Origin of the sequence: Pantoea agglomerans (assembly GCF_021397715.1) — a bacterium.
GTDB lineage: Bacteria > Pseudomonadota > Gammaproteobacteria > Enterobacterales > Enterobacteriaceae > Pantoea > Pantoea astica.
The window spans coordinates 225,338-249,629 of sequence record NZ_CP090207.1; the positions used below are offsets into that span (position 1 = coordinate 225,338).

General features: G+C 55.4%; 18 protein-coding genes. 9 read left to right on the forward strand and 9 right to left on the reverse strand.

The features are described 5' to 3' along the window. Positions 1-6 precede the first annotated feature (6 nt). The 4 genes from hslV to priA all read right to left on the reverse strand — a co-directional run bounded on the left by hslV (position 7) and on the right by priA (position 5,165). The gene (gene hslV / locus LZU96_RS01145) at positions 7-537 is read right to left on the reverse strand and encodes an ATP-dependent protease subunit HslV (RefSeq protein WP_031377651.1); all 531 of its coding nucleotides are present in this window, start codon (positions 535-537) and stop codon (positions 7-9) included. Between the two features lie 89 nt (positions 538-626). Next, positions 627-1,616: a cell division protein FtsN gene (gene ftsN, locus LZU96_RS01150; protein ID WP_233986002.1), complete on the reverse strand. Its 990-nt coding sequence runs from the start codon at positions 1,614-1,616 to the stop codon at positions 627-629. 153 nt (positions 1,617-1,769) lie between these two features. Beyond that, on the reverse strand, positions 1,770-2,807 hold the full coding sequence (gene cytR / locus LZU96_RS01155) for a DNA-binding transcriptional regulator CytR (protein ID WP_233986004.1): 1,038 nt from the start codon (positions 2,805-2,807) through the stop codon (positions 1,770-1,772). A gap of 162 nt (positions 2,808-2,969) precedes the next feature. Beyond that, a complete protein-coding gene (gene priA / locus LZU96_RS01160) occupies positions 2,970-5,165 on the reverse strand; it encodes a primosomal protein N' (RefSeq protein WP_233986006.1) in 2,196 nt (731 codons plus the stop codon). A 225-nt stretch (positions 5,166-5,390) separates the two neighbouring features. Here priA and rpmE point away from each other — a divergent pair, with 225 nt between their 5' ends. Further along, positions 5,391-5,606, forward strand: a complete 216-nt coding sequence (gene rpmE / locus LZU96_RS01165) for a 50S ribosomal protein L31 (protein ID WP_003851227.1) — start codon at positions 5,391-5,393, stop codon at positions 5,604-5,606. An 86-nt stretch (positions 5,607-5,692) separates the two neighbouring features. Here the strand turns inward: rpmE and LZU96_RS01170 are convergent, their stop codons facing one another. From LZU96_RS01170 to metJ, 3 genes are all read right to left on the reverse strand, one after another. Continuing rightward, a complete protein-coding gene (locus LZU96_RS01170) occupies positions 5,693-7,297 on the reverse strand; it encodes a filamentous hemagglutinin N-terminal domain-containing protein (RefSeq protein WP_233986015.1) in 1,605 nt (534 codons plus the stop codon). A 72-nt stretch (positions 7,298-7,369) separates the two neighbouring features. After that, positions 7,370-9,088, reverse strand: coding sequence for a ShlB/FhaC/HecB family hemolysin secretion/activation protein (locus LZU96_RS01175; protein WP_233986018.1), 1,719 nt, complete (start codon positions 9,086-9,088; stop codon positions 7,370-7,372). A gap of 302 nt (positions 9,089-9,390) precedes the next feature. After that, positions 9,391-9,708, reverse strand: a complete 318-nt coding sequence (metJ, locus tag LZU96_RS01180; RefSeq protein ID WP_003851225.1) for a met regulon transcriptional regulator MetJ — start codon at positions 9,706-9,708, stop codon at positions 9,391-9,393. A 270-nt stretch (positions 9,709-9,978) separates the two neighbouring features. Between metJ and metB the strand changes: the two genes are divergently transcribed. The 3 genes from metB to metF all read left to right on the forward strand — a co-directional run bounded on the left by metB (position 9,979) and on the right by metF (position 14,697). Next, complete coding sequence (gene metB / locus LZU96_RS01185; RefSeq protein WP_233986020.1) at positions 9,979-11,139, forward strand: cystathionine gamma-synthase; 1,161 nt, start codon at positions 9,979-9,981, stop codon at positions 11,137-11,139. A gap of 2 nt (positions 11,140-11,141) precedes the next feature. Then, positions 11,142-13,577: a bifunctional aspartate kinase/homoserine dehydrogenase II gene (locus LZU96_RS01190; RefSeq protein WP_233986022.1), complete on the forward strand. Its 2,436-nt coding sequence runs from the start codon at positions 11,142-11,144 to the stop codon at positions 13,575-13,577. Between the two features lie 220 nt (positions 13,578-13,797). Next, complete coding sequence (gene metF / locus LZU96_RS01195; protein WP_233986219.1) at positions 13,798-14,697, forward strand: methylenetetrahydrofolate reductase; 900 nt, start codon at positions 13,798-13,800, stop codon at positions 14,695-14,697. An 88-nt stretch (positions 14,698-14,785) separates the two neighbouring features. Here the strand turns inward: metF and ppc are convergent, their stop codons facing one another. Next, a complete protein-coding gene (gene ppc, locus LZU96_RS01200) occupies positions 14,786-17,437 on the reverse strand; it encodes a phosphoenolpyruvate carboxylase (RefSeq protein WP_233986230.1) in 2,652 nt (883 codons plus the stop codon). Positions 17,438-17,792: 355 nt separating this feature from the next. Next, positions 17,793-18,941, reverse strand: coding sequence for an acetylornithine deacetylase (gene argE / locus LZU96_RS01205; RefSeq protein WP_233986237.1), 1,149 nt, complete (start codon positions 18,939-18,941; stop codon positions 17,793-17,795). Between the two features lie 167 nt (positions 18,942-19,108). On the opposite strand from argE, the gene argC reads away from it, so the two are divergent. The 5 genes from argC to LZU96_RS01230 all read left to right on the forward strand — a co-directional run bounded on the left by argC (position 19,109) and on the right by LZU96_RS01230 (position 24,251). After that, complete coding sequence (gene argC, locus LZU96_RS01210) at positions 19,109-20,113, forward strand: N-acetyl-gamma-glutamyl-phosphate reductase (RefSeq protein ID WP_233986248.1); 1,005 nt, start codon at positions 19,109-19,111, stop codon at positions 20,111-20,113. Positions 20,114-20,127: 14 nt separating this feature from the next. After that, positions 20,128-20,904, forward strand: a complete 777-nt coding sequence (gene argB, locus LZU96_RS01215) for an acetylglutamate kinase (protein WP_233986257.1) — start codon at positions 20,128-20,130, stop codon at positions 20,902-20,904. 24 nt (positions 20,905-20,928) lie between these two features. Further along, a complete protein-coding gene (locus LZU96_RS01220) occupies positions 20,929-22,146 on the forward strand; it encodes an argininosuccinate synthase (RefSeq protein ID WP_031377640.1) in 1,218 nt (405 codons plus the stop codon). An 89-nt stretch (positions 22,147-22,235) separates the two neighbouring features. Further along, positions 22,236-23,609: an argininosuccinate lyase gene (gene argH / locus LZU96_RS01225; RefSeq protein WP_233986266.1), complete on the forward strand. Its 1,374-nt coding sequence runs from the start codon at positions 22,236-22,238 to the stop codon at positions 23,607-23,609. Positions 23,610-23,921: 312 nt separating this feature from the next. Beyond that, entirely contained in the window at positions 23,922-24,251 is a 330-nt protein-coding gene (locus LZU96_RS01230; RefSeq protein WP_233986268.1) for a colicin V synthesis protein, read from the forward strand. Positions 24,252-24,292 lie beyond the last annotated feature (41 nt).

Here is a 24,292-nt window from a genome sequence, read left to right on the forward strand (position 1 = left end):
TAATCCTTACGCCTTGGACGGTAATTCTTCGAAATTAACGTTATGGTTAGTGTAGATGCAGATATCACCCGCGATGTTCAGCGATTTCTCGACGATGTCGCGTGCACCCATTTCGGTATTTTCCAGCAGCGCACGGGCTGCTGCCTGGGCGAAAGGACCACCGGAACCGATGGCGATCAGATCATTTTCAGGCTGGATGACATCACCGTTGCCGCTGATGATCAGCGACGCTGACTCATCGGCGACCGCCAGTAATGCTTCAAGGCGGCGCAGCATGCGGTCAGTACGCCAGTCTTTGGCCAGCTCAACCGCCGCTTTCACCAGGTGACCCTGATGCATTTCCAGTTTACGTTCGAAGAGTTCGAATAGGGTGAAGGCATCTGCAGTGCCGCCAGCGAAGCCAGCGATCACTTTATCGTTGTATAAACGACGCACTTTTTTAACGTTGCCTTTCATTACGGTATTGCCCAGCGTAGCCTGGCCATCACCGCCAATCACTACCTGGCCGTTGCGTCGTACACTTACTATTGTTGTCACGGGCAGACCCCTTGTTGCATTCGGAAAAAGGCTCCGCGCACCGGGCGCGGAGGATCATGCAAACAGATATGGGGCGGGTTTGACGGGTTTCAACCCCCGACGGCGAGCGGAATACAGCTGGAGTGGCCGGAACTGCGCAGGCGTTTCAGGGTGCTGTCAGCGGTGGCGCGATCTTTATAGGGACCAATCACCACGCGATTCCAGCCACCGCCGGTAGTAATCCGGCTTTCAAAACCTTCAAAGGCCAAGCCGGCACGGACTGATTCGGCCTGGTCTGTGCCTTTAAAGGAGCCACACTGCACCATCCAGCGCTGAGAAGAGGCTTTCTCTGCCGGTTTGGCTTTCGCCGTTTCCTGCGGTTTCGGTGGTGATACCGGTTCACGCGTAATCGGTGCAGGCTGCGCCTGGCGTTGTACGTTTTGCTGCTGCTGCTGCTGCTGCTGCTGCTGCTGCTGCTGACGTTGTTGCTGCTGCAACTGCTGTTGCTGACGTTGCTGCTGCTGTTGTAACTGCAACTGCCGTTGCTGCTGCTGCTGCGCCTGCAGCTGCTGGCGTTGTTGCTGCTGCTGGTCCTGCTGCTGCTGACGTTGCAGCTGTTGCAACTGCTGCTGGTGCTGTAGCGTCTGCTGACGCTGAGCTGGCGTCTGTTCGTTCCACGGCACTTCGTTCAGTTGCGTGGGCTGCTGACGCATGTCGGCCTGCATCTGCTCTAACAACTGGCGCTGCTCGTCAGTCAGCTGAGTCTGAGACTTCACTTCACCGCCCGAAGAGGGTTCGATAGGCGTCGGCACCGTAACCTGACGATTTTCCAGCTCTTTGATGTACTTCCAGCGCTCTTCCGGCTTAGGCGGTAAGCCATTACCGTTGGCTTTATGATCCGTAATGACCGGCACGTCCTCTTTTTTGTGATGCGCCAGGAACCATAAACCACCGGCAAAGGTCACCAACACCGCAACCGCCAGTACAATCATCAATTTTGATGTTCCCGAACCGCCTTTACTCTTCTTGCCACGGCTGGGGCTTTTTTTGCGACGCGTCCCTGTTGAACGCCCGCGGCCTACATAATCTTTTTGTGCCACTCTCGTTCTGATACCCTTCAAAAAATAGTGCCAAATGGGCGAATCGATCGTTTTCACGCGCCCGGCAAGGAGTCCGCCATGTTACTCAAGGGTCGGAACTTTGACCAGCGGTGTTCGCCTTAAGAATCTACTGAAAAAAGCACAGGATTACGCTTATTTTTCACGCTTTTTTGCTGGCGCGGTGCTGCCACGAATCGTCAGCCCGGCATCCAGCAGCCGTGATCCACTGCTGACGCGTTTACCCTGCAACTCATCCAGCAGCAGCAGCATCGCTTCACGACCAATCTGATAGCGCGGCTGTGTCACCGTGGTCAGCGGCGGCTCGCAGTAACGCGACAGCTCAATATCATCAAACCCGACTACCGACAGGTCTTCCGGTATCCGCAGTCCGCTGCGCCTGGCCTGATTCATCGCGCCGAGCGCCATAATATCGCTGTGGCAGAACAGGGCTCGCGGCGGCTGTGGCAATGACAGTAGCTGCTTCATCGCCGCCACGCCCGCGTCAAAGGTAAAATCGCCGCGCACAATATAGGTAGGATCGACCGTCAGGCTGCTGCGGCGCAACGCCTGAACATACCCCTGCAGGCGATACTGACAGAGCGGCATCTCTTCTGGCCCGGCGATACAGGCAATTTGCCGGTGCCCCAGCTGAAGCAGATGATTGACCGCTTCAAACGCGGCGGTCAGGTTATCAATGTGAACGGTGGGCAGCGACATTTCCGGGGCAAACTCATTCGCCATCACCATTGGCGGCAAATTACGCTGCTCATCGACGCTGGCATCAAAGGGCAGCTGTGAGCCAAGCAGCACCATGCCATCAATCTGTCGCGTGACCATCAGATTGAGAAAGGTTCTTTCCTGTTGATTCTGGTGCGCGCAGTCGCCAATCAGCACCAGATAGCCCTCTTCGGCCGCCGTAACTTCGACGCCGCGAATGATTTCGCTGAAGAAGGGATCGCAGATGTCGGGAACAATCACCAGAATGGTCTGGGTATCGTTACGGCGGGCATTACGCGTCAGCCCGTGCGGCGCATATCCCACTGCCGCTACCGCCTGCTCAACCTTTTGACGGGTTGCGGCTGAAACTTTCTCCGGGTTCATCAGCGCACGCGAAACGGTGGCGGTTGAGACGCCCGCTTTTTCCGCAACGTCTTTCATAGTGGCGGCGGGCGGTTGTTGATTCTGCTCCAACACATGCTCCTGACGCGTTATGGCGCGTTCGATTCTGTTTTGCCTGTCCAAAAAGCAAGCCGGGCAACATTGTTAACGATTGCCCGGCTGGTTGTTACTTAATTTGCATAAAAATTGTGACTTATGCGACTTTTTTCGATCTGGCTCGCAGAGTCATCCGCTTCAGCTCTCGGTGGGATCGATATCCAGCGTCCATTTTACTTTGCGCGCGGCGGGCAGGGTCGAAACCAGCAGCAGGGAACTGCTGAGTAACTGTTGCAGACGCTGACGCGAAGGATGCTGGAGCAGTAACTGCCAGCGCCAGCGGCCACTGCGTTTGGGTTGCAAAGCGGGCAGCGGGCCCATAAACCACATCGAGCTGTCATTCAGCGGGCTCGACTCCAGCAGATTTCGCAGCTGCTGCAGAAATTCTGCGGCCTGCTGATTATCCATATCTTCCGCCCGGAACAGGGCATGGCGACTCCACGGCGGCAGGAACACCGCCTGGCGCTCCAGCAGCGCCTGCTGGGCGAAGGCAAAATAGCCTTTATGCAGCAGAGTCTGCAGCAGCGGATGTTCCGGATGATGGGTCTGCAACAGCACTTCGCCCTGTTTACCGGCACGACCGGCGCGACCGGCAACCTGGGTGTAGAGCTGGGCAAACCGCTCAGCAGCGCGAAAATCAGCCGAGAATAGCGCGCCATCGACATCCAGCAGCGAGACCAGCGTGACATCAGGGAAATGGTGACCTTTCGCCAGCATCTGGGTACCGACCAGGATGCGGGCGCCACCGCGATGGACATCGGCCAGATGCTGCTCCAGCGCGCCTTTGCGGCTGGTGGTATCACGATCGATGCGTGACACCGGAATGCCGGGAAACAGCGTCCCGAGTTGCTGCTCCAGCTGCTCGGTGCCGACGCCAACCGGTAATAAATGTGTCGAGCCGCACTGCGGACACTGATTCGGCAGCGGACGCTGGCTGTCGCAATGGTGGCAGCGTAGCTGGCGATGGTGCTGGTGCAGCGTGTAGTAGCGATCGCAACGTGTACATTCGGCAATCCAGCCGCAATCGTGACACAACAGCGCCGGCGAAAAGCCGCGCCGGTTGAGAAACAGCAGCACCTGATTGTCAGCCTGTAAATGCTGACGCATTTTGCCGATCAGCGCCGGTGCCAGCCCGCCCGTCAGCTGCACGCCTTTCAGGTCGATCAGCTGTTGCAGCGCCGGTCTGGCATTCCCGGCCCGTTTCGTCAGGTCGAGCTGGCGATATTTACCGCTGCGAACATTGTGCAGCGTCTCCAGTGCCGGGGTTGCCGACCCCATCACTATCGGGATGTTCTCTTCATGGGCGCGAAACACCGCCAGATCGCGCGCCTGATAGCGCCAGCCTTCCTGCTGTTTATAGGAGCTGTCGTGCTCTTCATCAATAATGATCACCCCAGGACGGGCCAGTGGGGTAAACAATGCCGAGCGGGTGCCGATCACGATGGCGGTTTCGCCCCGTCGCGCGCGCAGCCAGACCGCCAGCCGCTCACTGTCATTTAAGGCGGAGTGGAGCACATCGATCGGCGCATCAAAGCGCTCACGGAAACGGGCGATGGTTTGCGGGGTTAAGCCAATCTCCGGCACCAGCACCAGCGCCTGCCTGCCGCGCGCCAGCACATTTTCCAGCACGCTGAGATAAACTTCTGTTTTACCGGAACCGGTGATACCTGCCAGCAGCCAGGCGGCGTATTGTTCATCTTCGGCCCGAATTGCCCCCACCGCCATCGCCTGATCGGTATTCAGCCGCAGGCGCTCGCCTTTGACCGCGAAGGTGGTGCGCCAGTCATGCATCTGTGGCTGATGCTCATGCAGATCGCATAAGCCTTTTGCCCGTAGCGCCTGCATCGCCGCATCTGTCAGATCATGTTCACTCACCTGATGACGGTAGAGCGGTCGCTGACGCAGCGCGGCCAGCGCCTGTTGCTGTTTTGGGGCGCGCTTCAGTGTTTCAGGCGCGGTGGCGCGACCCTGTTCGGTGATGACCCATTGCCATAACGGATTGTCCTGCGCTGGTTTACCCTGACGCAGTAACACCGGGATCGCATGGCTCAGCACTTCCCCGAGCGGTGAATGGTAGTAGCTGGCGGCCCAGTTGAGGATGCGCCACAACGACGCCGGATAGAGCGTCTCACTGTCCAGCACCTCCGCCACGCGCTTTAGCTGCGCTTCCGGCAGATCGCTACTGTCGCGCAGTGCAACCACGATGCCGATCATCCTGCGGTTGCCGAACGGCACGCTCACGCGACCGCCAATCACCGGCTGCGCGCCCAGCGGCGGCAGATAGTCAAACAGGCGGGGCAACGGGACGGGCAGGGCAACCTGAACAACGGGCATAGCGATCTCTTTCCGGCTCAATCAATCGGGGAAGCTAGTGTACACGCTGACCCCGGTGGCGGGTATCTCAGCATAAATTTGCAGCAGGCGAAAGTTAGCTGTATAATGTTGCGCCTTCGGTGAGAAAGATCTTGCCGGAGTACACCCTTTACTGTTCACCGCGTGTGGTGCTGTGCAGGTTCTGACCTGGCACGGAGAGCGACACGGCCTTATATGAGGTTTCCCATGAAACAAGGTATTCACCCGAAATACGAAGCAGTTACTATCAAATGTACCTGCGGCAACGAGATTCACACCCGTTCAACACTGACTCACGAACTGAACCTGGACGTTTGTGGCAAATGCCACCCGTTCTATACCGGTAAGCAGCGTGAAGTGGCAACTGGTGGCCGTGTTGACCGCTTTAACAAGCGTTTCAGCGTGCCAGGCGCTAAAAAATAAGATTAAAAGGCACCTGAACCTGCGGGTTCGGCGGCAAGAAAAAACCCAGCTTCGGCTGGGTTTTTTTATTTCTGTCTTACCACCGGCTACAGGCTGGAGGCCGGTTCTGAAGAAGCAGCAGGCTTATTCAGCTCAAGTGTCTGCGTGGAATAGTGACCATCCAGATCGCTGAGACTCGCGATTTTGGGTGCGGTGATGGTGATCTTATCCGCCTCCATGGTGCCTTTGGTACACAATACCCACAATATGCAGGACGAATTGCTGATTTTCTCATCCGTTGTCAGCGCCAGCGTGCCCGCTTTTAAGGTGCCGGTATTCAGGATGTCGTTTTTACCATAGACGCTTAACGTTCCGGTGGTCTGCATGAGGCCGCTATTCTGCACTTCATTAGCCACAATCGAGGTGTTCTGGCCGGCCAGGGTCGCAGCATTCGAAACTTTTGACGCTGAAAGATAAGCTGTGCCTGGTGTGGTGACCTCTCCACCCGATGACAGATTAATCTCTTTAACCGCATTCAGACTGATATTACCTGCCTGAAGCGAGCCAGAGTTGAGCAGACGGGTGTTAGCGATGGCGGTCATCGTTCCGTCAACTGAACCATAGCCGGTCTGCATCACCAGAGTTTTTCCGGCACTGATTTTACCGGTATTCTCAATATCACCGGCGATAGAGACGACGTTGATATTACCTGCCGCCGTAATTTGCGCGTTTTCACTGTTGGAAAATTTTCCTGCACTGACGACATTAATATAATCAGTGGCCTCAATGGTACCGCTGTTATTAAATGTGCCGGACGACTGCAGCGCTGTCTGAGCTGAAGAAAGATGCCCTTTATTGGTGATCCCGTTGATGGCTGACGCACTGATGACGCCACTTTGCAGGGTACCGCTGTTAGTCAGCGCGCCATTAGAGGCGATATAAAGGCCGCTGGCGTTGAGGATGCCACTGTTGTTGACTCCCGCTCCCGCCTCAGTGGTCTGCAATTGAATAATACCTGCCGTTGCACCACCCAGTTCGCTCACATCTATACTGTTACTGAACAGCCGTGTGTTGCCATTCGCAGTCACCTGAGCAGAGGCGATATCGTAATCATAGGTTCCCGCAATCGCGTTCAACTGGCTGGTTTCAATCATGCCCTGAATATTAATCTTTTTCGCCAGCAGGTCGGTGTAATCGGCCCCTTTCAGACCTTTACCGTTAACAGCTATCGTGCCTTTAGCGACTTTGAAGCCGGTTAATGTACCATCGCTGAAGGTTGGGGTCCCCGTTGTTAACGTCGCGCGTCCGGTATTGATAAAGCTACAGCCAGAACAGCTAATTCCGTTCGGGTTGGCAATGATCACATCCGCTTTCTGACCAGCAACTTCAATAAATCCGTTGAGTGCAGATGGGCTTTTGGAAATGACTTCATTAAGAATGAGACTGGCAGAGCGATCCAGATTGCTATTACGCGCAATATTGCCGCTTTCACGCACTAAATCTGTGGTGCTGTTGTTGATGATGGTTCCCTTATTTGTCACATTGAAATTTTGGTACATATTATGCGACAGACCATTGGCATCCGCTTGATTGATATTAATGACAGTCGATCCGTTGGCATGAGTGTAACTATTCAATGCAGCAAAAGCGGACGAACTGCAAAGCGTGGCTAATGTGGCCAGGAATAACAGGCTGATTTTATGCTTTTTCATGTTTACCCTTTAATGAATTAATGTTTTTAAATGTTTGTAATCTGCGATGAAATTAAGATCATCCTCCTTTTTTTAATATTTCCATTGTAATGAGAAACCCAGCGTAAGTGGGTCAGTATGAAATGATTGTGGTTTTATAAGTGGTGTGCCAGCAAAAATATCAATGTGCGTTTGCTGGTATTGGCCCCGTAAGCCGATCACGCTGCCGATGACGGTTTTACCGGTGTAATATTGCTGGCTGTAATTACCATAAACCTGGCCTGCATCAAGGCCGATATAAGGTTGCACCGGCTTGCCGGGGAATAGCCAGCTGATGTCGTTACGCCAGTACCATCCCTTATTGTCCTGAAGGGTGTTTTCGCCATCGAAACCGCGCACGGTCCAGCGATTTGCCAGCGAAAAGCGATCAAGAGAAGAAAGTTTATCGGGCGAATATTGCAGGCTGAGATGAGGAGAATAGTTGAGCCAGTTGTCGTACAGGCGAAAGCTAACTGAGCCTTCCAGATCGAAGGTAACAATCCTGCCTTCTTTATCGATGAGCCGGTATTGCTGCTCAGCCGTGTGGCTGCTATTAAACCATGGCATCTTCTTTTGATAACTCAGGCTGGCGGCCAGACCGGCATTATCGTAGCGGATCTGATGTTGCAGCACCGCTTTCCAGCCCGCATTTCTTTTATGCATGCTGACGAGATCGACCTCATTGAGAGAATAGCGCGCTTCGGTATTAAAGATTTGCAGGCCCGCCGTGGTGGTCTGATGCACGGTGCGTGAGAGCAAACGATTAAGCTGAGCGCTGTAATAACGATTTTTATTATTTAATCGCCAGCTGGCCCAGTTACCGGTGATGTATTGCTGATACTGACTCTGGCTGGCGTAAAGATCGAGCCACCAGTAACCCCACGGGATGGAATAACCCACAGACTGATTACTGTTGCCTTTAACCGTATGCCCTGGGGCAATGTCATGGCCATATGACAGGTAGAAAGTATCACTCATCGAGGTGATGTTATTGAAATAGAGCGCACCGCCTGCCTGGTAACGGCCGGTTGCGACCGAGCCTGCATCATTGATCCACGCTCCCACCTGCCAGTATTTATCCTGTTCGCGCCGGATATGAATATCACTCTCGCCTTTTTCACGACCCGGCAACACATTGATCCTGACCTGCGAACCCGGTACGCGCTGCAGATTCAGGCTGCCCTGTTCAAGATCGCCAAGTTCGAGTATATCGCCCTCTTTTAGCGGTAACGTATTACCGAGGTTGATATAATCGCCGCTTGCTTTATTGACGAAGATATTGCCCACCTTACCCGCATTAATTTCAAAATTTAATGTATGAGCTGAAAGGTTCTGATCGGGTAGGTTAACTCGCGTGGTAATATATCCCAGCCTGATTATTTCGTTTTGCAGAGTTTTTGCCAGCAGTCTGATGCCCGCAATGCCGAGACATTTTCCTTCGGCCTGAGCAGTAAAATAGCTTAATTTTTCAAGGTGAAGTTTTTCGCTATCCGGCTTTAAATTAACTTTATCGATCCTGTAGCAGATCGCTTCATTCGGGAAGCGAATTTCCTCATGCCCGGCAGTCTGTTTTTCAGAGGGTGTTTGCTGCGGTTTAGGAATTAACTGCTCTTTGCGTATCCGATCCTGTAAAAGTGCATGAGTTGCACTGTTTTTTTCTTCCAGTACCGGCGCAGCTTGTGTCCGGTCAGAAAAAATGAAGATTATAATGGTAAATATAATAATAACGGGCGAAAGGTTTTTATGTTTTTTTGTCAGATAAATTGATGCCATCGTATTCCTGTAAAATATTCGCTTTTTTTGGAAAATTTTACGGAGTCAGGTAATTATGAACAATAGTAATTCCTCCATTACCGGATTGAATGCGATCCCATATTGGAACAAAAATATTGCGATAATGTAAAACTTTGATGGCTATTATTTTCTCTGCGACATTCAGACAGGAAAAATCAAAATGAGAGGGAAGGTGACGATTAAGGAGGAGTCAGCGGCGTGATAGGTCAGATGAGCAGCATCCCGGTGCGGGCTCTGCTCATCTGAAACACAGCGACGTTAAGCGAAACAGGCCTGGCGGATTAATACTCCCAGGTATCAGGATCGATACCCATGTCGCGCATGATCTTTTTCGCTTCTTCCGGAATCTCATCGCTGCGCTCTTTACGCAAATCGACATCATCTGGCAGTGGCTGACCGGTAAAAGCATGCAAAAACGCTTCGCACAGCAGCTCACTGTTCGTCGCGTGACGCAGGTTATTCACCTGACGACGAGTACGCTCATCCGTTAAAATCTTCAGCACGCTCAAGGGGATAGAAACCGTAATCTTCTTGACCTGCTCGCTCTTCTTACCGTGCTCGGCGTACGGGCTGATATATTCGCCGTTCCATTCAGCCATGGGATACCTTAATTAATAAACGTTAAATGTGAGGAAATCAGCGGATTATGCCTGATTTTTTCCTGCCTGACCCCTGATATGGCGGGTTTTCTTCGCTCACAGCGGCTTAACGACCGGGTGAGCGCCAGGCGATGACGCATAATTTTAGCGGTTATTGCCTTTCTGCTCAATCTATACGCAAAGACATTTAGATGTCCAGATGTATTGACGTCTAATTAAGGGGTGATATCCTGTGCCTCAACATTTCACATTTCAGGAACAATAAGTCCCATGACGCGCAAACAGGCAACCATCGCAGTACGCAGCGGTTTGAATGATGACGAGCAATATGGCTGTGTTGTCCCACCGATTCACCTCTCCAGCACCTATAACTTTCTCGATTTCAACGAGCCCCGCGCCCATGACTATTCGCGCCGTGGGAATCCGACCCGCGACGTGGTGCAGCGGACGCTGGCTGAACTGGAAGGCGGTGCCGGTGCGGTATTAACCAATACCGGGATGTCGGCTATTCACCTGGTGACGACGGTGTTCCTGAAGCCTGGCGACCTGCTGGTGGCGCCACACGATTGTTATGGCGGCAGCTACCGGCTGTTTGACAGCCTGAGCAAGCGCGGCGCTTATCGGGTGAAATTTGTCGATCAGGGCGATCTGAATGCGCTGCAGGCCGCGCTGGATGAGAAACCGAAGCTGGTGCTGATCGAAAGCCCCAGCAATCCGCTGTTACGGGTGGTTGATATCAGCGCGATTTGTGCGGCGGCTCGCGATGCCGGTGCCATTAGCGTGGTGGATAACACCTTTATGAGTCCGGCGTTACAGAATCCACTGGCGCTGGGAGCCGATCTGGTGATTCACTCCTGCACCAAATACCTCAATGGTCACTCCGATGTGGTGGCCGGCGCGGTGATCGCCAAAGATCCTCAGCTGGCGACCGATCTGGCGTGGTGGGCCAACAATATTGGCGTCACCGGTTCGGCCTTTGACAGTTATCTGCTGCTGCGCGGCATCCGTACCTTAGCGCCACGCATGGCCGCGGCGCAACGCAACGCATTAGCGATTGTTGATTACCTGAAGCAACAGAAACAGGTCAAAAAGTTGTATCATCCTTCGCTGCCGGAAAACGCCGGACACGAACATGCAGCGCGACAGCAACGCGGCTTTGGCGCGATGCTGAGCTTCGAAGTCGATGGTGACGAAGCCCTGCTGCGCCGCTTCCTGAAAGCGTTGCGGCTATTTACGCTGGCGGAATCGCTGGGCGGCGTGGAGAGTCTGATCTCCCACACCGCGACCATGACGCATGCGGGAATGTCGGCAGAAGCGCGTGCTGCAGCGGGCATCTCCGACACGCTGTTGCGTGTTTCTGTCGGCATCGAAGATCACGAAGATTTAATTGCCGATCTGGATAATGCATTCCGGATCGCAGCCGAGGGTTAAGCATGACGATTTCAGCAGGTGCGGGCACGCCGGATATCAGGCAGTTGCATAAATTTGGCGGCAGTAGCCTGGCGGATGCGCGCTGCTATCAGCGCGTGGCCAGCATCATGGCGGATTACAGCCAGCCGGGTGACATGATGGTGGTGTCGGCGGCGGGCTCGACCACCAACCAGCTGATTAACTGGCTGAAGCTCAGCCAGAGCGATCGGCTCTCCGCGCACCAGGTGCAACAGGCTTTACGGCGTTATCAAAGCGAGCTGATTAGCGCGCTGCTGCCTGCTGAGGTCGCAGAACCTTTAGTGACCGCTTTTATCCGCGATCTGGAAAAGCTGGCCGCCCTGCTGGATGGCACGCTGACTGACGCGGTCTATGCGGAAGTGGTAGGGCACGGTGAAGTCTGGTCGGCCCGTCTGATGTCAGCGGTGCTGAACCAGCGCGATATGCAGGCCTGCTGGCTCGATGCACGCGACTTTCTGCGGGCTGAACGCGCCGCGCAACCGCAGGTGGATGAAGGCAAGTCATGGCCGCTGTTGCAAACCCTGCTGGCGCAGCATCCTCACAAGCGCATCGTGGTGACCGGCTTTATCAGCCGGAACGATGCCGGTGAAACGGTGCTGCTCGGACGTAACGGTTCCGACTATTCTGCAACGCAGATTGGCGCGCTGGCCGGTGTTGGCCGCGTCACCATCTGGAGTGATGTAGCGGGCGTCTACAGTGCCGATCCGCGTAAAGTTTCGGATGCCTGTTTGCTGCCGCTGTTAAGGCTGGATGAAGCCAGTGAACTGGCGCGTCTGGCTGCGCCGGTGCTGCACACCCGCACTCTGCAGCCGGTTTCAGGCAGCGACATCGATCTGCAACTGCGCTGTAGCTACCAGCCGGAACAGGGATCGACCCGCATTGAGCGGGTGCTGGCGTCTGGTACCGGCGCCCGTATTGTGACCAGTCACGATGACGTTTGCCTGATTGAGATCCAGCTGCCGGAGCAGCACGATTTTGCCATTCTGCATAAAGAGATCGATCTGCTACTGAAGCGCGCCCAGCTGCGCCCGCTGGCCGTTGGCGTCCATCCCGATCGTCAGTTATTGCAGCTCTGCTACACCTCAGAAGTGGTTAACAGCGCCTTTACGCTGCTGCAGGATGCCGGTTTTCCGGGCCATCTGCAGCTACGCGACGGGCTGGCGCTGGTGGCGCTGGTGGGCGCGGGCGTCACCCGTAACCCGCTGCATACCCATCGTTTCTGGCAGCAGTTAAAAGATCAGCCGGTGGAGTTTATCTGGCAGTCAGAGCAGCACATCAGCGTAGTGGCGGTGCTGCGCGTCGGTCCGACTCAGCATCTGATTCAGGGATTGCATCAGTCGCTGTTCCGGGCTGAAAAGCGCATCGGGCTGATGCTGTTTGGTAAAGGCAACATCGGTTCACGCTGGCTGGAACTGTTCGCGCGCGATCAGGAAACGCTGTCGGCGCGTACCGGATTTGAATTTGTGCTGGCCGGTGTGGCGGATAGCTGCCGCAGCCTGCTGAGCTATGAGGGACTGGACGCCAGTCGGGCGCTGGCCTTTTTTGATGACGAAGCCGTTGAGCGTGATGAAGAGTCGCTGTTCCTGTGGATGCGGGCGCACCCGTTTGACGACCTGGTGGTGCTGGACGTAACCGCCAGCACGCCGCTGGCGCAGCAGTATCTCGATTTCGCCAGCCACGGTTTTCACGTCATCAGCGCCAATAAGGTAGCCGGTGCCTCTGACAGCCAGACGTGGCGGCAAATTCGTGATGCCTTTACCAAAACCGGTCGTCACTGGTTATACAACGCGACGGTCGGCGCGGGTCTGCCGATTAACTACACGGTGCGCGATCTGCGTGACAGTGGTGATACCATTCTGTCGATTAGCGGTATCTTCTCCGGCACGCTGTCGTGGCTGTTCCTGCAGTTCGACGGCACCGTGCCGTTCACTGAGCTGGTGGATCAGGCGTGGCAGCAGGGCTTAACCGAGCCCGATCCGCGTGTCGATCTCTCCGGACAGGACGTGATGCGCAAGCTGGTGATTCTGGCACGCGAAGCGGGTTATGACATCGAACCGGATCAGGTGCGCGTTGAATCGCTGGTGCCGGATAACTGTCAGCAGGGCTCTATCGACCATTTCTTTGAAAACGGGGAAGAGCTGAATGAACAGATGCTGCAACGGCTGGAAGCCGCGCAGGAATTAGGGCTGGTGCTGCGCTACGTTGCCCGCTTTGATGGCAACGGTAAGGCCCGTGTCGGTGTTGAAGCCGTCCGCCCGGAGCATCCGCTCTCCGCGTTGCTGCCGTGCGATAACGTGTTTGCCATTGAAAGCCGCTGGTACCGTGATAATCCGCTGGTGATTCGGGGTCCGGGCGCGGGACGCGATGTGACCGCGGGTGCCATTCAGTCAGATATCAATCGCCTGGCGCAACTGCTGTAATCCTTTCTTTCTCTCTTCTTTCAGGCGCTTCGGCGCCTGTTTGATTCTCTCTCTGTGCTCATCGTGAATTTCTCTCATCCTGAATGAATATTTATCCGCGCCGTTGATCATTTTTTAGTTGACGCTGACGCAGGATTGCGTCATTTTGAACATCTGGACGTCTAAACGTATGGATGTTTGCAGGCCGTTAGTTAACCGATGTGATCGATGAGGGTGCAGGATGAGTTTCTTTCATGCCAATCAGCGCGAAGCGCTAAACCAGAGCCTGGCAGAGCTGAACGGGCAAATTAATGTCTCATTTGAATTTTTCCCGCCTCGCACCAGCGAAATGGAAGAGACGCTGTGGTCCTCAATCGATCGCCTGAGCAGCCTGAAACCCAAATTTGTTTCTGTCACCTACGGTGCAAATTCCGGCGAGCGCGATCGCACCCACAGCATTATCAAAGGGATTAAAGATCGCACCGGTCTGGAAGCGGCGCCGCATCTGACCTGTGTCGATGCCACACGCGAAGAGCTGCGCAGCATCGCGCAGGATTACTGGAATAACGGTATTCGTCATATCGTGGCGCTGCGCGGTGACCTGCCTCCGGGCGGCGGTAAACCCGATATGTATGGCTGCGATCTGGTTTCGCTGCTGAAAGAGGTCGGTGATTTTGATATTTCGGTGGCGGCTTATCCGGAAGTCCATCCCGAAGCCAAAAGCGCGCAGGCGGATTTAATCAACCTGAAGCGGAAGATCGATGCCGGTGCCAGCCGGGCAATCACCCAGTTCTTTTTCGACGTCGAAAGCTATTTACGCTTCCGCGATCGCTGCGTTTCAACCGGCATCGACGTGGAAATTGTGCCGGGCATTTTGCCGGTCTCGAACTTTAAACAGCTGCAACGCTTTGCCACGCTGACTAACGTACGCGTACCGGGCTGGATGAATGCGATGTTTGCCGGTCTGGATGATGATGCCGAAACGCGCAAAATGGTGGGTGCCAATATCGCGATGGATATGGTGAAGATTCTGTCGCGCGAAGGAGTGAAAGATTTCCATTTCTATACCCTGAACCGCGCCGAAATGAGTTATGCCATCTGCCATACGCTGGGTGTGCGTCCCGCCGTCGCGGCAGCGTAATGACGCCCTTTCAGCCAGTAAAAAAGTCGGGATAATCCCGACTTTTTTTATTATCAGTACCGGGCGCGGATGTCACGCCCGTATCGGCTTAACCAGTGTTGCGCATACCTGCCGCCACACCGGCGATGGTGACCATTAATGCCTGCTCAACGCGTGCGTCCGGTTCATCTCCGCGGGCTTCCTGCGCACGTGAACGGTGCAGCAGTTCCGCCTGCAGCACGTTAAGGGGGTCGGTATAGACGTTACGCAGTGCAATCGACTCGGCAATCCACGGCTCATCGGCCATCAGGTGAGAGTCGTTGGCAATGGTTAACACCGCTTTGATATCCGCATCCAGCTGATCGCGCAGCTGTTTGCCCAGCGGCCAGAGGGATTTCTCTACCAGACGCTGATCGTAATATTCCGCCAGCCATAGATCAGCTTTCGAGAACACCATCTCCAGCATACCAAGACGGGTTGAGAAGAATGGCCAGTCGCGGCACATCGCTTCCAGCTGATCCTGATGGCCCGCTACCATCGCCTGTTGCAGCGCGGCACCGGCACCCAGCCAGGCGGGCAGCATCAGACGGTTTTGCGTCCAGGCGAAAATCCACGGAATCGCACGCAGCGACTCTACGCCACCGGTCGGACGGCGTTTGGCCGGACGTGAGCCCAGCGGCAGTTTACCCAGTTCCTGCTCCGGCGTTGCCGAACGGAAGTAGGGCACAAAATCCGCATTCTCACGCACATAGCCGCGATACATCGCACAGGAGTCGGCGGAGAGCTGATCCATAATGTCGCGCCATTCACGTTTCGGTTCCGGCGGCGGCATCAGGTTTGCTTCAAGAATCGCGCCGGTGTAGAGCGACAGGCTGGCGATAGTGACTTCCGGTAAGCCATATTTGAAGCGAATCATCTCGCCCTGTTCAGTGACGCGCAGACCGCCACGCAGGCTGCCCGGCGGCTGTGACAGCAGAGCCGCATGGGCCGGTGCGCCGCCACGGCCAATGGTGCCGCCGCGTCCGTGGAACAGCGTCAGCGAAATCCCGGCTTTTTCACAGGTTTTGATCAGCGCATCCTGCGCCTGATATTGCGCCCAGCTGGCCGCCATTACGCCGGCATCTTTCGCCGAGTCAGAATAGCCAATCATCACCATCTGTTTGCCCTGAATAAAGCCGCGATACCAGTCAATGCTCAGCAGCTGGCTCATCACATCATTGGCATTGTTCAGGTCATCGAGCGTTTCAAACAAGGGCGCTACCGGCATGGCGTAGGTGATGCCCGCCTCTTTCAGCAGCAGATGAACCGCCAGTACGTCAGACGGCGTTTTCGCCATCGAGATAACGTACGCTGCGATAGAGCCCTGCGGTGCTTCAGCCGCAACGCGGCAGGTTTCCAGCACTTCGCGCGTCTCATCGCTGGGTTCCCAGCTGCGTGGCAGCAGCGGACGTTTTGAGTTCAGTTCGCGGATCAGGAAGGCCTGTTTGTCAGCTTCCGACCAGCTTTCATAATCGCCAAGGCCAAGATAGCGGGTCACTTCCGCAATCGCTTCGGTATGACGGGTGCTCTCCTGGCGCAGGTCGATACGCACCAGCGGTACGCCAAAGCACTTCACGCGGCGCAGCGTATCAAGCAGCTGGCCGTTGGCGATGATGCTCATACCGCACTGTTGCAGCGACTGATAAATGGCATACAGCGGGTCCCACAACTGGTCGTTCGAGACCAGCAGGTCCGCCGGACGTGGCAGACGTTCGCCTTTCAGCCGACGCTCAAGGAACGCCTGGGTAGTCAGCAGCTGGCTGCGCAGACGTTTCAGGATCACCCGATAAGGTTCGAGCGCTTCCGGATCGCCGCTCAGTTCGCGCACTTCATCGCTGCACTCGGACATCGACAGCTCGGAAATCAGCACGCCAATATCGCGCAGGAACAGATCGGCGGCTTTCCAGCGGCTCAGCTGCATCGCGTGACGGGTGATCGCCGCCGTGACGTTGGGGTTGCCATCGCGATCGCCGCCCATCCAGGAGGTGAACTGCACCGGCACGAAATCAACCGGTAATTTCATCCCGAACGCCTCTTCCACCTGCTCGTTCAGCTCGCGCAGAAAGGCGGGTACGCCTTCCCATAAGCTGTTCTCGACCACCGCAAAGCCCCATTTGGCTTCATCGATCGGCGTCGGGCGATATTTGCGGATCTCGTCGGTGTGCCAGGCCTGCGCCACCAGCTGGCGCAGACGGCGCATAATCTGGTTACGCTCGTAGTCGGAAATGTCGCTGTGATCGAGCTGTTTCAGACAGCTGTTCACTTCTACCAGTTTGTGAATCAGCGTGCGGCGGGTGATTTCGGTCGGGTGCGCGGTCAGCACCAGCTCCAGCGACAGCGACTCAATCGCCTCGCGGATAGCGCTTTCGCTGATGTCACTCTGCTGCTTCAGGGTCTCAAAGGTCTTTTTCAGCAGTTCGGGATGATTGGCGCCTTCACCGCTGTGCGAAATGGTCTGGTACTGCTCAGCCACGTTGGTGAGGTTAAGGAACTGGCTAAACGCGCGGGCTACCGGCAATAACTCATCATTGGAGAGGTTTTGCAGCGTATTAAGCAGTTCCTTACGATGAGTGTCATTACCTGCACGGGATGACTTGGAGAGCTTACGGATGGTTTCCACCCGGTCGAGAATGTTCTCACCCAGCGCATCCTTAATCGTATCCCCGAGCAGTTTGCCGAGCATACTGACATTACTTCGCATTGCGGAATATTGTTCGTTCATTGGACCCTGACACCCTTATCGTCTTGAAAAACTTCTACACCCGACCCTTTTCAGGCAGCAGAAAAAGCAGCAACTTTATCTTCCCGGTCATCTACGGGGAATGTGCTCAGTTGCCGCCTGTCTGCAATCTGAAAATATCTGGATAGTCACCCGGTGGGCATAACATCGTCTTTTATCTAGCCACGTAATGCTGCGTACGTCAAATGAGTTAAAGTGGGGCGAACGTGTGGCTAACTGTCCGAAATTCATGGAATTTATCAGGAGCGGAGCGGGATAAGTTATTCTTATTGTTAAATGCCGCAGAATGACAGGGCATTTTACCGTTATCGCAGTGAAATGCCCCATTTATTGTTAATCAGTGACAAAAATGCTGCACAACCTGACTGATAAGCGCCCGTGTCGGCTTAATAAATGCGGTATCAATAAATTCGTCTGGCTGATGCGCCTGATTAATGGAGCCTGGCCCCAGTACCAGCGTCGGGCAGAGCTGCTGAATAAACGGTGCTTCGGTGCAGTAGTTCACCACTTCGGTTGGCGTGCCCAGCAGTTTTTCCACCACGCTGACCAGTTCATGGTTCGCCGGACATTCATAACCCGGAATAGGCGGATGCAGCTCGGCGACCGTTACACGACCAGGCCAGCGCGCGCTGACCGGCGCCAGTGCCTCGTTCAGCAGCCCATCCAGATCGCTGAGTGATAAGCCCGGCAAAGGTCGGATATCCATATGCAGTTCACAGCAGGCGCAGATACGGTTAGCCGCATCGCCGCCGTGGATATGCCCGAAGTTCATGGTGGGATAGGGAATCGCGAAGCCGTCGTGGTGGTAACGCTCCTGCAGCGTATGGCGCAGCTGCATCAGATGGGTGATCGATTCATGCATCAGTTCAATGGCGTTAACGCCGCGCGCCGGATCGCTGGAGTGGCCCGACTTGCCTTCAATGCGGATCACGTTCGACAGGTGCCCTTTGTGCGCCCGAACCGGCTTGAGGGAGGTCGGCTCGCCAATGATGGCGCAGTCCGGACGCAGCTGGGTCGATTCAGAAAAATATTTCGCGCCGGCCATGGTGGTCTCTTCATCGGCGGTGGCAAGGATATAGAGCGGTTTGCTCAGCGTCGTCACATCCACATCGCGCAGCGTGTCGAGAATAAAGGCGAAGAAGCCTTTCATGTCTGCTGTGCCCAGCCCGTAGAGCTTGTTGTCGTGTTCGGTCAGGGTGAATGGATCGCGGGTCCAGCGACCATCGTCGAACGGAACGGTATCCGTATGACCGGCTAACAGCAGGCCGCCTGCGCCGCTGCCGGTTCGGGCCAGCATATTAAATTTATTGCGGGTACCGGGAACCGGCTGCACTTCAACGCTGAAGCCGAGGTCACGAAACCAGCCAGCCAGCAAATTGATTAAAGTTTCATTACTCTGGTCCAGTGCGGCATCGGTTGCGCTGATCGACGGTGTGGCGATCAACTGGCGGTAGAGTTCGATAAAAGGCGGTAATTTTGTCTTCACTGTTGACGGTCCTTGAGTTAGGATGTATCAATATTCATGCATTAATAGTGAATAAAAATACATTAACGTCGTCTGCATGTGAACCAGAAATCGCTGCAAACGGCATTGTGGGCAACGGGGCAAGGCCGCGACCCGGAACGTGTGACTGTAAAAAGGGTTACAGCCTGATGTTGAATACGCTGATCGTGGGTGCCAGTGGTTACGCTGGCGTAGAGCTCGCCACCTTCCTGAATCGCCATCCAGATATCAACATAACCGCTTTAGCGGTTTCGGCGCAAAGTCCTGATGCGGGTAAGCGCTTGTCCGATCTGCATCCTCAGCTGAAAGGTGTGGTGGATCTGCCGCTGCAGCCGCTGAGCCATGCGTCGGAATGGGCAGATAAAGTGGATGTGGTATTCCTGGCTACGGCCCATGAAGTCAGCCACGATCTGGCTCCGGAATTTCTCAAGGCCGGTTGTGTGGTCTTTGACCTGTCCGGCGCCTTCCGCGTCAATGATCCTGCGTTTTATACCCGCTTCTACGGCTTCACCCATCAGCATGGCGACTGGCTGGATAAAGCGGTGTATGGCCTGGCAGAATATCAGCATCAGCAGATCAAACAGGCGCAGCTGGTGGCGGTACCGGGTTGTTACCCGACCGCGGCTCAGCTGGCACTGAAACCGCTGGTGGATGCCGGGCTGCTAAACGAGGCACAGTGGCCGGTGATCAACGCCACCAGCGGCGTGAGTGGCGCAGGGCGTAAAGCCAGCGTCGGCACCAGCTTCTGCGAAGTCAGCCTGCACCCTTACGGCTTGTTCAATCATCGTCATCACCCGGAAATCGTCGCCCATCTCGGCACGCCGGTGATTTTCACGCCGCATCTGGGCAACTTCCCGCGCGGCATTCTGGCGACCATTACCTGCCGGTTAAATCCGGGCGTGAGCCGCGAGGATGTGGCGGCAGTATTCCAGCGCGCCTACCACGATAAGCCTCTGGTCCGGCTCTACGAGCAGGGTGTGCCGGCACTGAAAGCGGTGGTCGGTCTGCCATATTGCGATATCGGTTTTGAGCTACAGGGCGAGCACCTGATCGTGGTGGCAGCCGAAGATAACCTGCTGAAAGGCGCCGCATCGCAGGCCGTACAGTGTCTGAATATTCGCTTCGGCTTCCCGGAAACCACGTCACTGACTTAACGGACGAGTAAACCATGACCAATCCATTGATTATCAAGCTGGGCGGTGTGCTGTTAGACAGCGAAGAAGCGCTGGCCCGTCTGTTTGATGCGCTGCTGACCTACCGCAGCGCCCATCAGCGCCCGCTGATTATTGTCCACGGTGGCGGTTGCCTGGTGGATGAACTGATGAAAAAGCTGGCGTTGCCGGTGAAGAAAAAGAATGGCCTGCGCGTCACACCGGCCGATCAGATCGACATTATTACCGGTGCGCTGGCGGGAACCGCCAATAAAACGCTGCTGGCGTGGGCGAAAAAAACCGGCATCAACGCGGTGGGGCTCTGCCTGGGCGATGCCGGCATGGTTAACGTTACCCCGTTTGATGAAGAACTGGGCCACGTAGGTCACGCCATGCCGGGTAATCCGGCGCTGATGAACACGCTGCTGGCGGCGGGCTATATGCCGGTGGTCAGTTCTATCGGTATCACCGATGATGGCGAACTGATGAACGTCAACGCTGACCAGGCGGCGACGGCGCTGGCCTCCACTCTTGGCGCGGATTTAGTCCTGCTCTCCGACGTCAGCGGTATCCTCGACGGCAAAGGCCAGCGTATCGAAGAGATGACCGCCGACAATGCGGAACAACTGATTACCCAGGGCATCATTACCGATGGCATGATTGTGAAGGTCCACGCTGCGCTGGATGCGGCGCGTACGCTGGGCCGACCGGTGGATATCGCCAGCTGGCGTCATGCCGAGCGGCTGCCTGACCTGTTTAACGGCGTGCCGATTGGCACCCGGATTCTCGCTTAACGACTCTGATTCAAGGATTACGAAATGCAAACGCAAGGCATCAAAAAAATCGTTCTGGCTTACTCCGGTGGTCTTGATACGTCGGCCATCATTCCGTGGCTGAAAGAGAACTACGGCGGCTGTGAGGTGGTGGCGTTTGTGGCCGATATCGGTCAGGAGCGCAGCGATCTGGAAGGCGTAGAGAAGAAAGCGCTGCAGTCTGGTGCTTCTGAGTGCCACGTGGTTGATCTGCGTGAAGAGTTCATCAGCGATTACGTTTATCCGGTCCTGCAGACCGGCGCATTATACGAAGGCACCTACCTGCTGGGCACCTCAATGGCGCGTCCTATCATCGCCAAAGCGCAGGTTGAACTGGCGCTGAAAGTGGGCGCGGATGCACTGTGTCATGGCGCAACCGGTAAAGGTAACGACCAGGTGCGTTTCGAAACCACCTATACCGCGCTGGCTCCGCAGCTGAAAGTGGTCGCGCCGTGGCGTGAATGGAACCTGCGTTCGCGTGAAGCGCTGCTGGACTACCTGAAAGAGCGCAACATCCCGACCACCGCGTCGCTGGAAAAAATCTACAGCCGTGATGAAAACGCCTGGCACATCTCCACCGAAGGCGGCGTGCTGGAAAGTCCGGCCAATGCTCCGAATAAAGATTGCTGGGTCTGGACCGTCGATCCTTTAGAGGCGCCGGATCAGCCAGAAGAAGTGACGGTGACCGTTGAGAAAGGTCGGGTCGTGGCCGTGAACGGCGAAAAACTGAGCCCGTTCCAGTGTCTGGAAAAACTCAATGTAATCGGCGCGAAGCATGGTGTGGGTCGGATCGATATCGTCGAAAACCGTCTGGTCGGCATCAAATCCCGTGGCTGTTATGAAACCCCAGGCGGCACCATCATGGTTAACGCGCTGCGTGCGGTTGAGCAGCTGGTACTGGATCGCGATAGCTTTAAATGGCGTGAACAGCTGGGTCAGGAGATGTCTTACGTGGTCTACGACGGTCGCTGGTTCGCACCGCTGCGTAAGTCAATTCAGGCGGCGGCAGAATCACTGGCTGAAGAGGTGAATGGCGAAGTGGTCCTGCAGCTCTACAAGGGTCAGGCAACGGCGACGCAGAAGCGTTCACCTAACAGCCTCTACTCTGAAGAGTTCGCGACCTTTGGCGAAGACGAAGTCTACGACCACCGTCACGCTGGCGGCTTTATCCGTCTGTTCTCACTCTCTTCGCGCATCCGCGCCCTGAACGAGCAGAAGAAGTAATCTTCAGGCGAGGTGCGCCTCGCCTCACCGTTTGAGCTCAGGGGCGGCATTTATGCCGCCCTTTGTTTAATGATTTAAAGGAGTTTCCCATGGCACTTTGGGGTGGACGGTTTACCCAGGCAGCAGATCAACGTTTCAAACAGTTCAACGATTCGCTGCGCTTCGATTACCGCCTGGCGGAGCAGGACATCATTGGCTCGGTCGCCTGGTCCAAAGCGCTGGTGACGGTCAATGTCCTGACACAGGATGAACAGCAGCAGCTGGAAGCGGCACTGAATGACTTGCTGGCCTCGGTGCGCGCCAATCCTGAGCAGATTTTGCAGAGCGACGCCGAAGATATCCATAGCTGGGTTGAAGGTCAGCTGATCGACAAAGTGGGATCGCTGGGAAAAAAACTGCATACCGGACGTAGCCGTAACGATCAGGTCGCCACCGATCTGAAGCTGTGGTGCAAAATGCAGGTCGAGGCGCTGCTGGGCGCCACGCGTGAGCTACAGCAGGCGCTGGTAGTGACCGCTGAAGCTAACCAGGATGCGGTGATGCCGGGCTACACGCACTTGCAGCGGGCGCAGCCGGTGACATTTGCGCACTGGTGCCTGGCCTATGTGGAAATGCTGGCGCGGGATGAAAGTCGCCTGCAGGATACCCTGAAACGGCTGGACGTCAGCCCGCTGGGCTGTGGCGCGCTGGCCGGTACGGCGTATGAAATTGATCGTCAGCAACTGGCAGGCTGGCTGGGCTTTGCTTCCGCCACGCGCAACAGTCTGGATACCGTATCAGACCGCGACCATGTGCTGGAACTGCTCTCTGACGCTGCGATCGGCATGGTCCATCTGTCGCGCTTCGCCGAAGATATGATCTTCTTCAACACCGGTGAAGCGGGCTTTATCGAACTGTCCGATAAGGTGACCTCCGGTTCATCGCTGATGCCACAGAAGAAAAATCCGGATGCGCTGGAGCTGATCCGCGGTAAGTGCGGCCGGGTACAGGGCGCACTGACCGGCATGATGATGACGCTGAAAGGCCTGCCGCTGGCTTACAACAAGGATATGCAGGAAGACAAAGAGGGATTATTCGACGCGCTCGATACCTGGCTCGACTGCCTGCATATGTCGGTGCTGGTACTGGATGGCCTGCAGGTTAAGCGTCCGCGTTGTCAGGAAGCCGCCGAGCAGGGTTACGCCAACTCTACTGAACTGGCAGATTATCTGGTCGCTAAAGGGGTGCCGTTCCGCGAAGCGCACCACATTGTCGGCGAAGTGGTGGTCGAGGCCATCAGGCAGGGCGTGGCACTGGAAGCCCTGTCGCTGGCGCAGTTACAGCCGTTCAGCGCGGTGATTGAAGAGGATGTCTATCCGATTCTGGCGCTGCAATCCTGCCTGGATAAGCGTAATGCGCAGGGCGGCGTATCGCCTCAGCAGGTTGCATTTGCTATTGCGGAAGCGAAGCAGCGTCTGTTCTAAAAAAAGGGCTGGCAAAGCCTGCGCTTTGCCAGCCTCTGTCGCCCTGAACTCCCTTCCTTCCCGGCCTGGTCTGAGCCTTTATCCCTTAACTTCCGGCTGTGGATTATAATTATTCTCAGTGCAGGATTTCAGACAGTGAATTAGCAGAAAATCCATATTCTTTTATTTGCCTGCCACATCTCCATTTTATTTGTCAATGCAATAGTTTGTGCATTTATGGCCTTTTTACTATTTCTTAAGAAAATAAATGGCGTTATTTTACAACCACACCGACAGGTGTTTTTTTAAGATTTTTTTGAGCCAGGAGGGCTTATGCGTGAATTAACAATTAACGAGACTTTATCTGTTTCTGGTGCTGCAACAGCTAATGACGTTGCATTTTTTATCGGCGATCATCTGGCTAGCTCAATTATTGGTGGCGTTGCCGCTACAGTCGCCGGTGCTTCCATTGGCTATCTGCACGGTGGGGACGCCATGGGCTGGCTGGGGCTGGGTGTCATTGGTCAACTGGTTGGTGCGGTGAGTGGTGCGATAATTGGCGGAGTCGGCGGCGTGATTGGCGGCGCACTGGTTTCTCTGTCGTATAGTCTGCCATTAGCGAACCAATTGGCGCAGACGATTATTGCGGGTGACATCGTATAATCATCAGTATTCAAAAAAGAAAAACGTTATTTTTATGAACT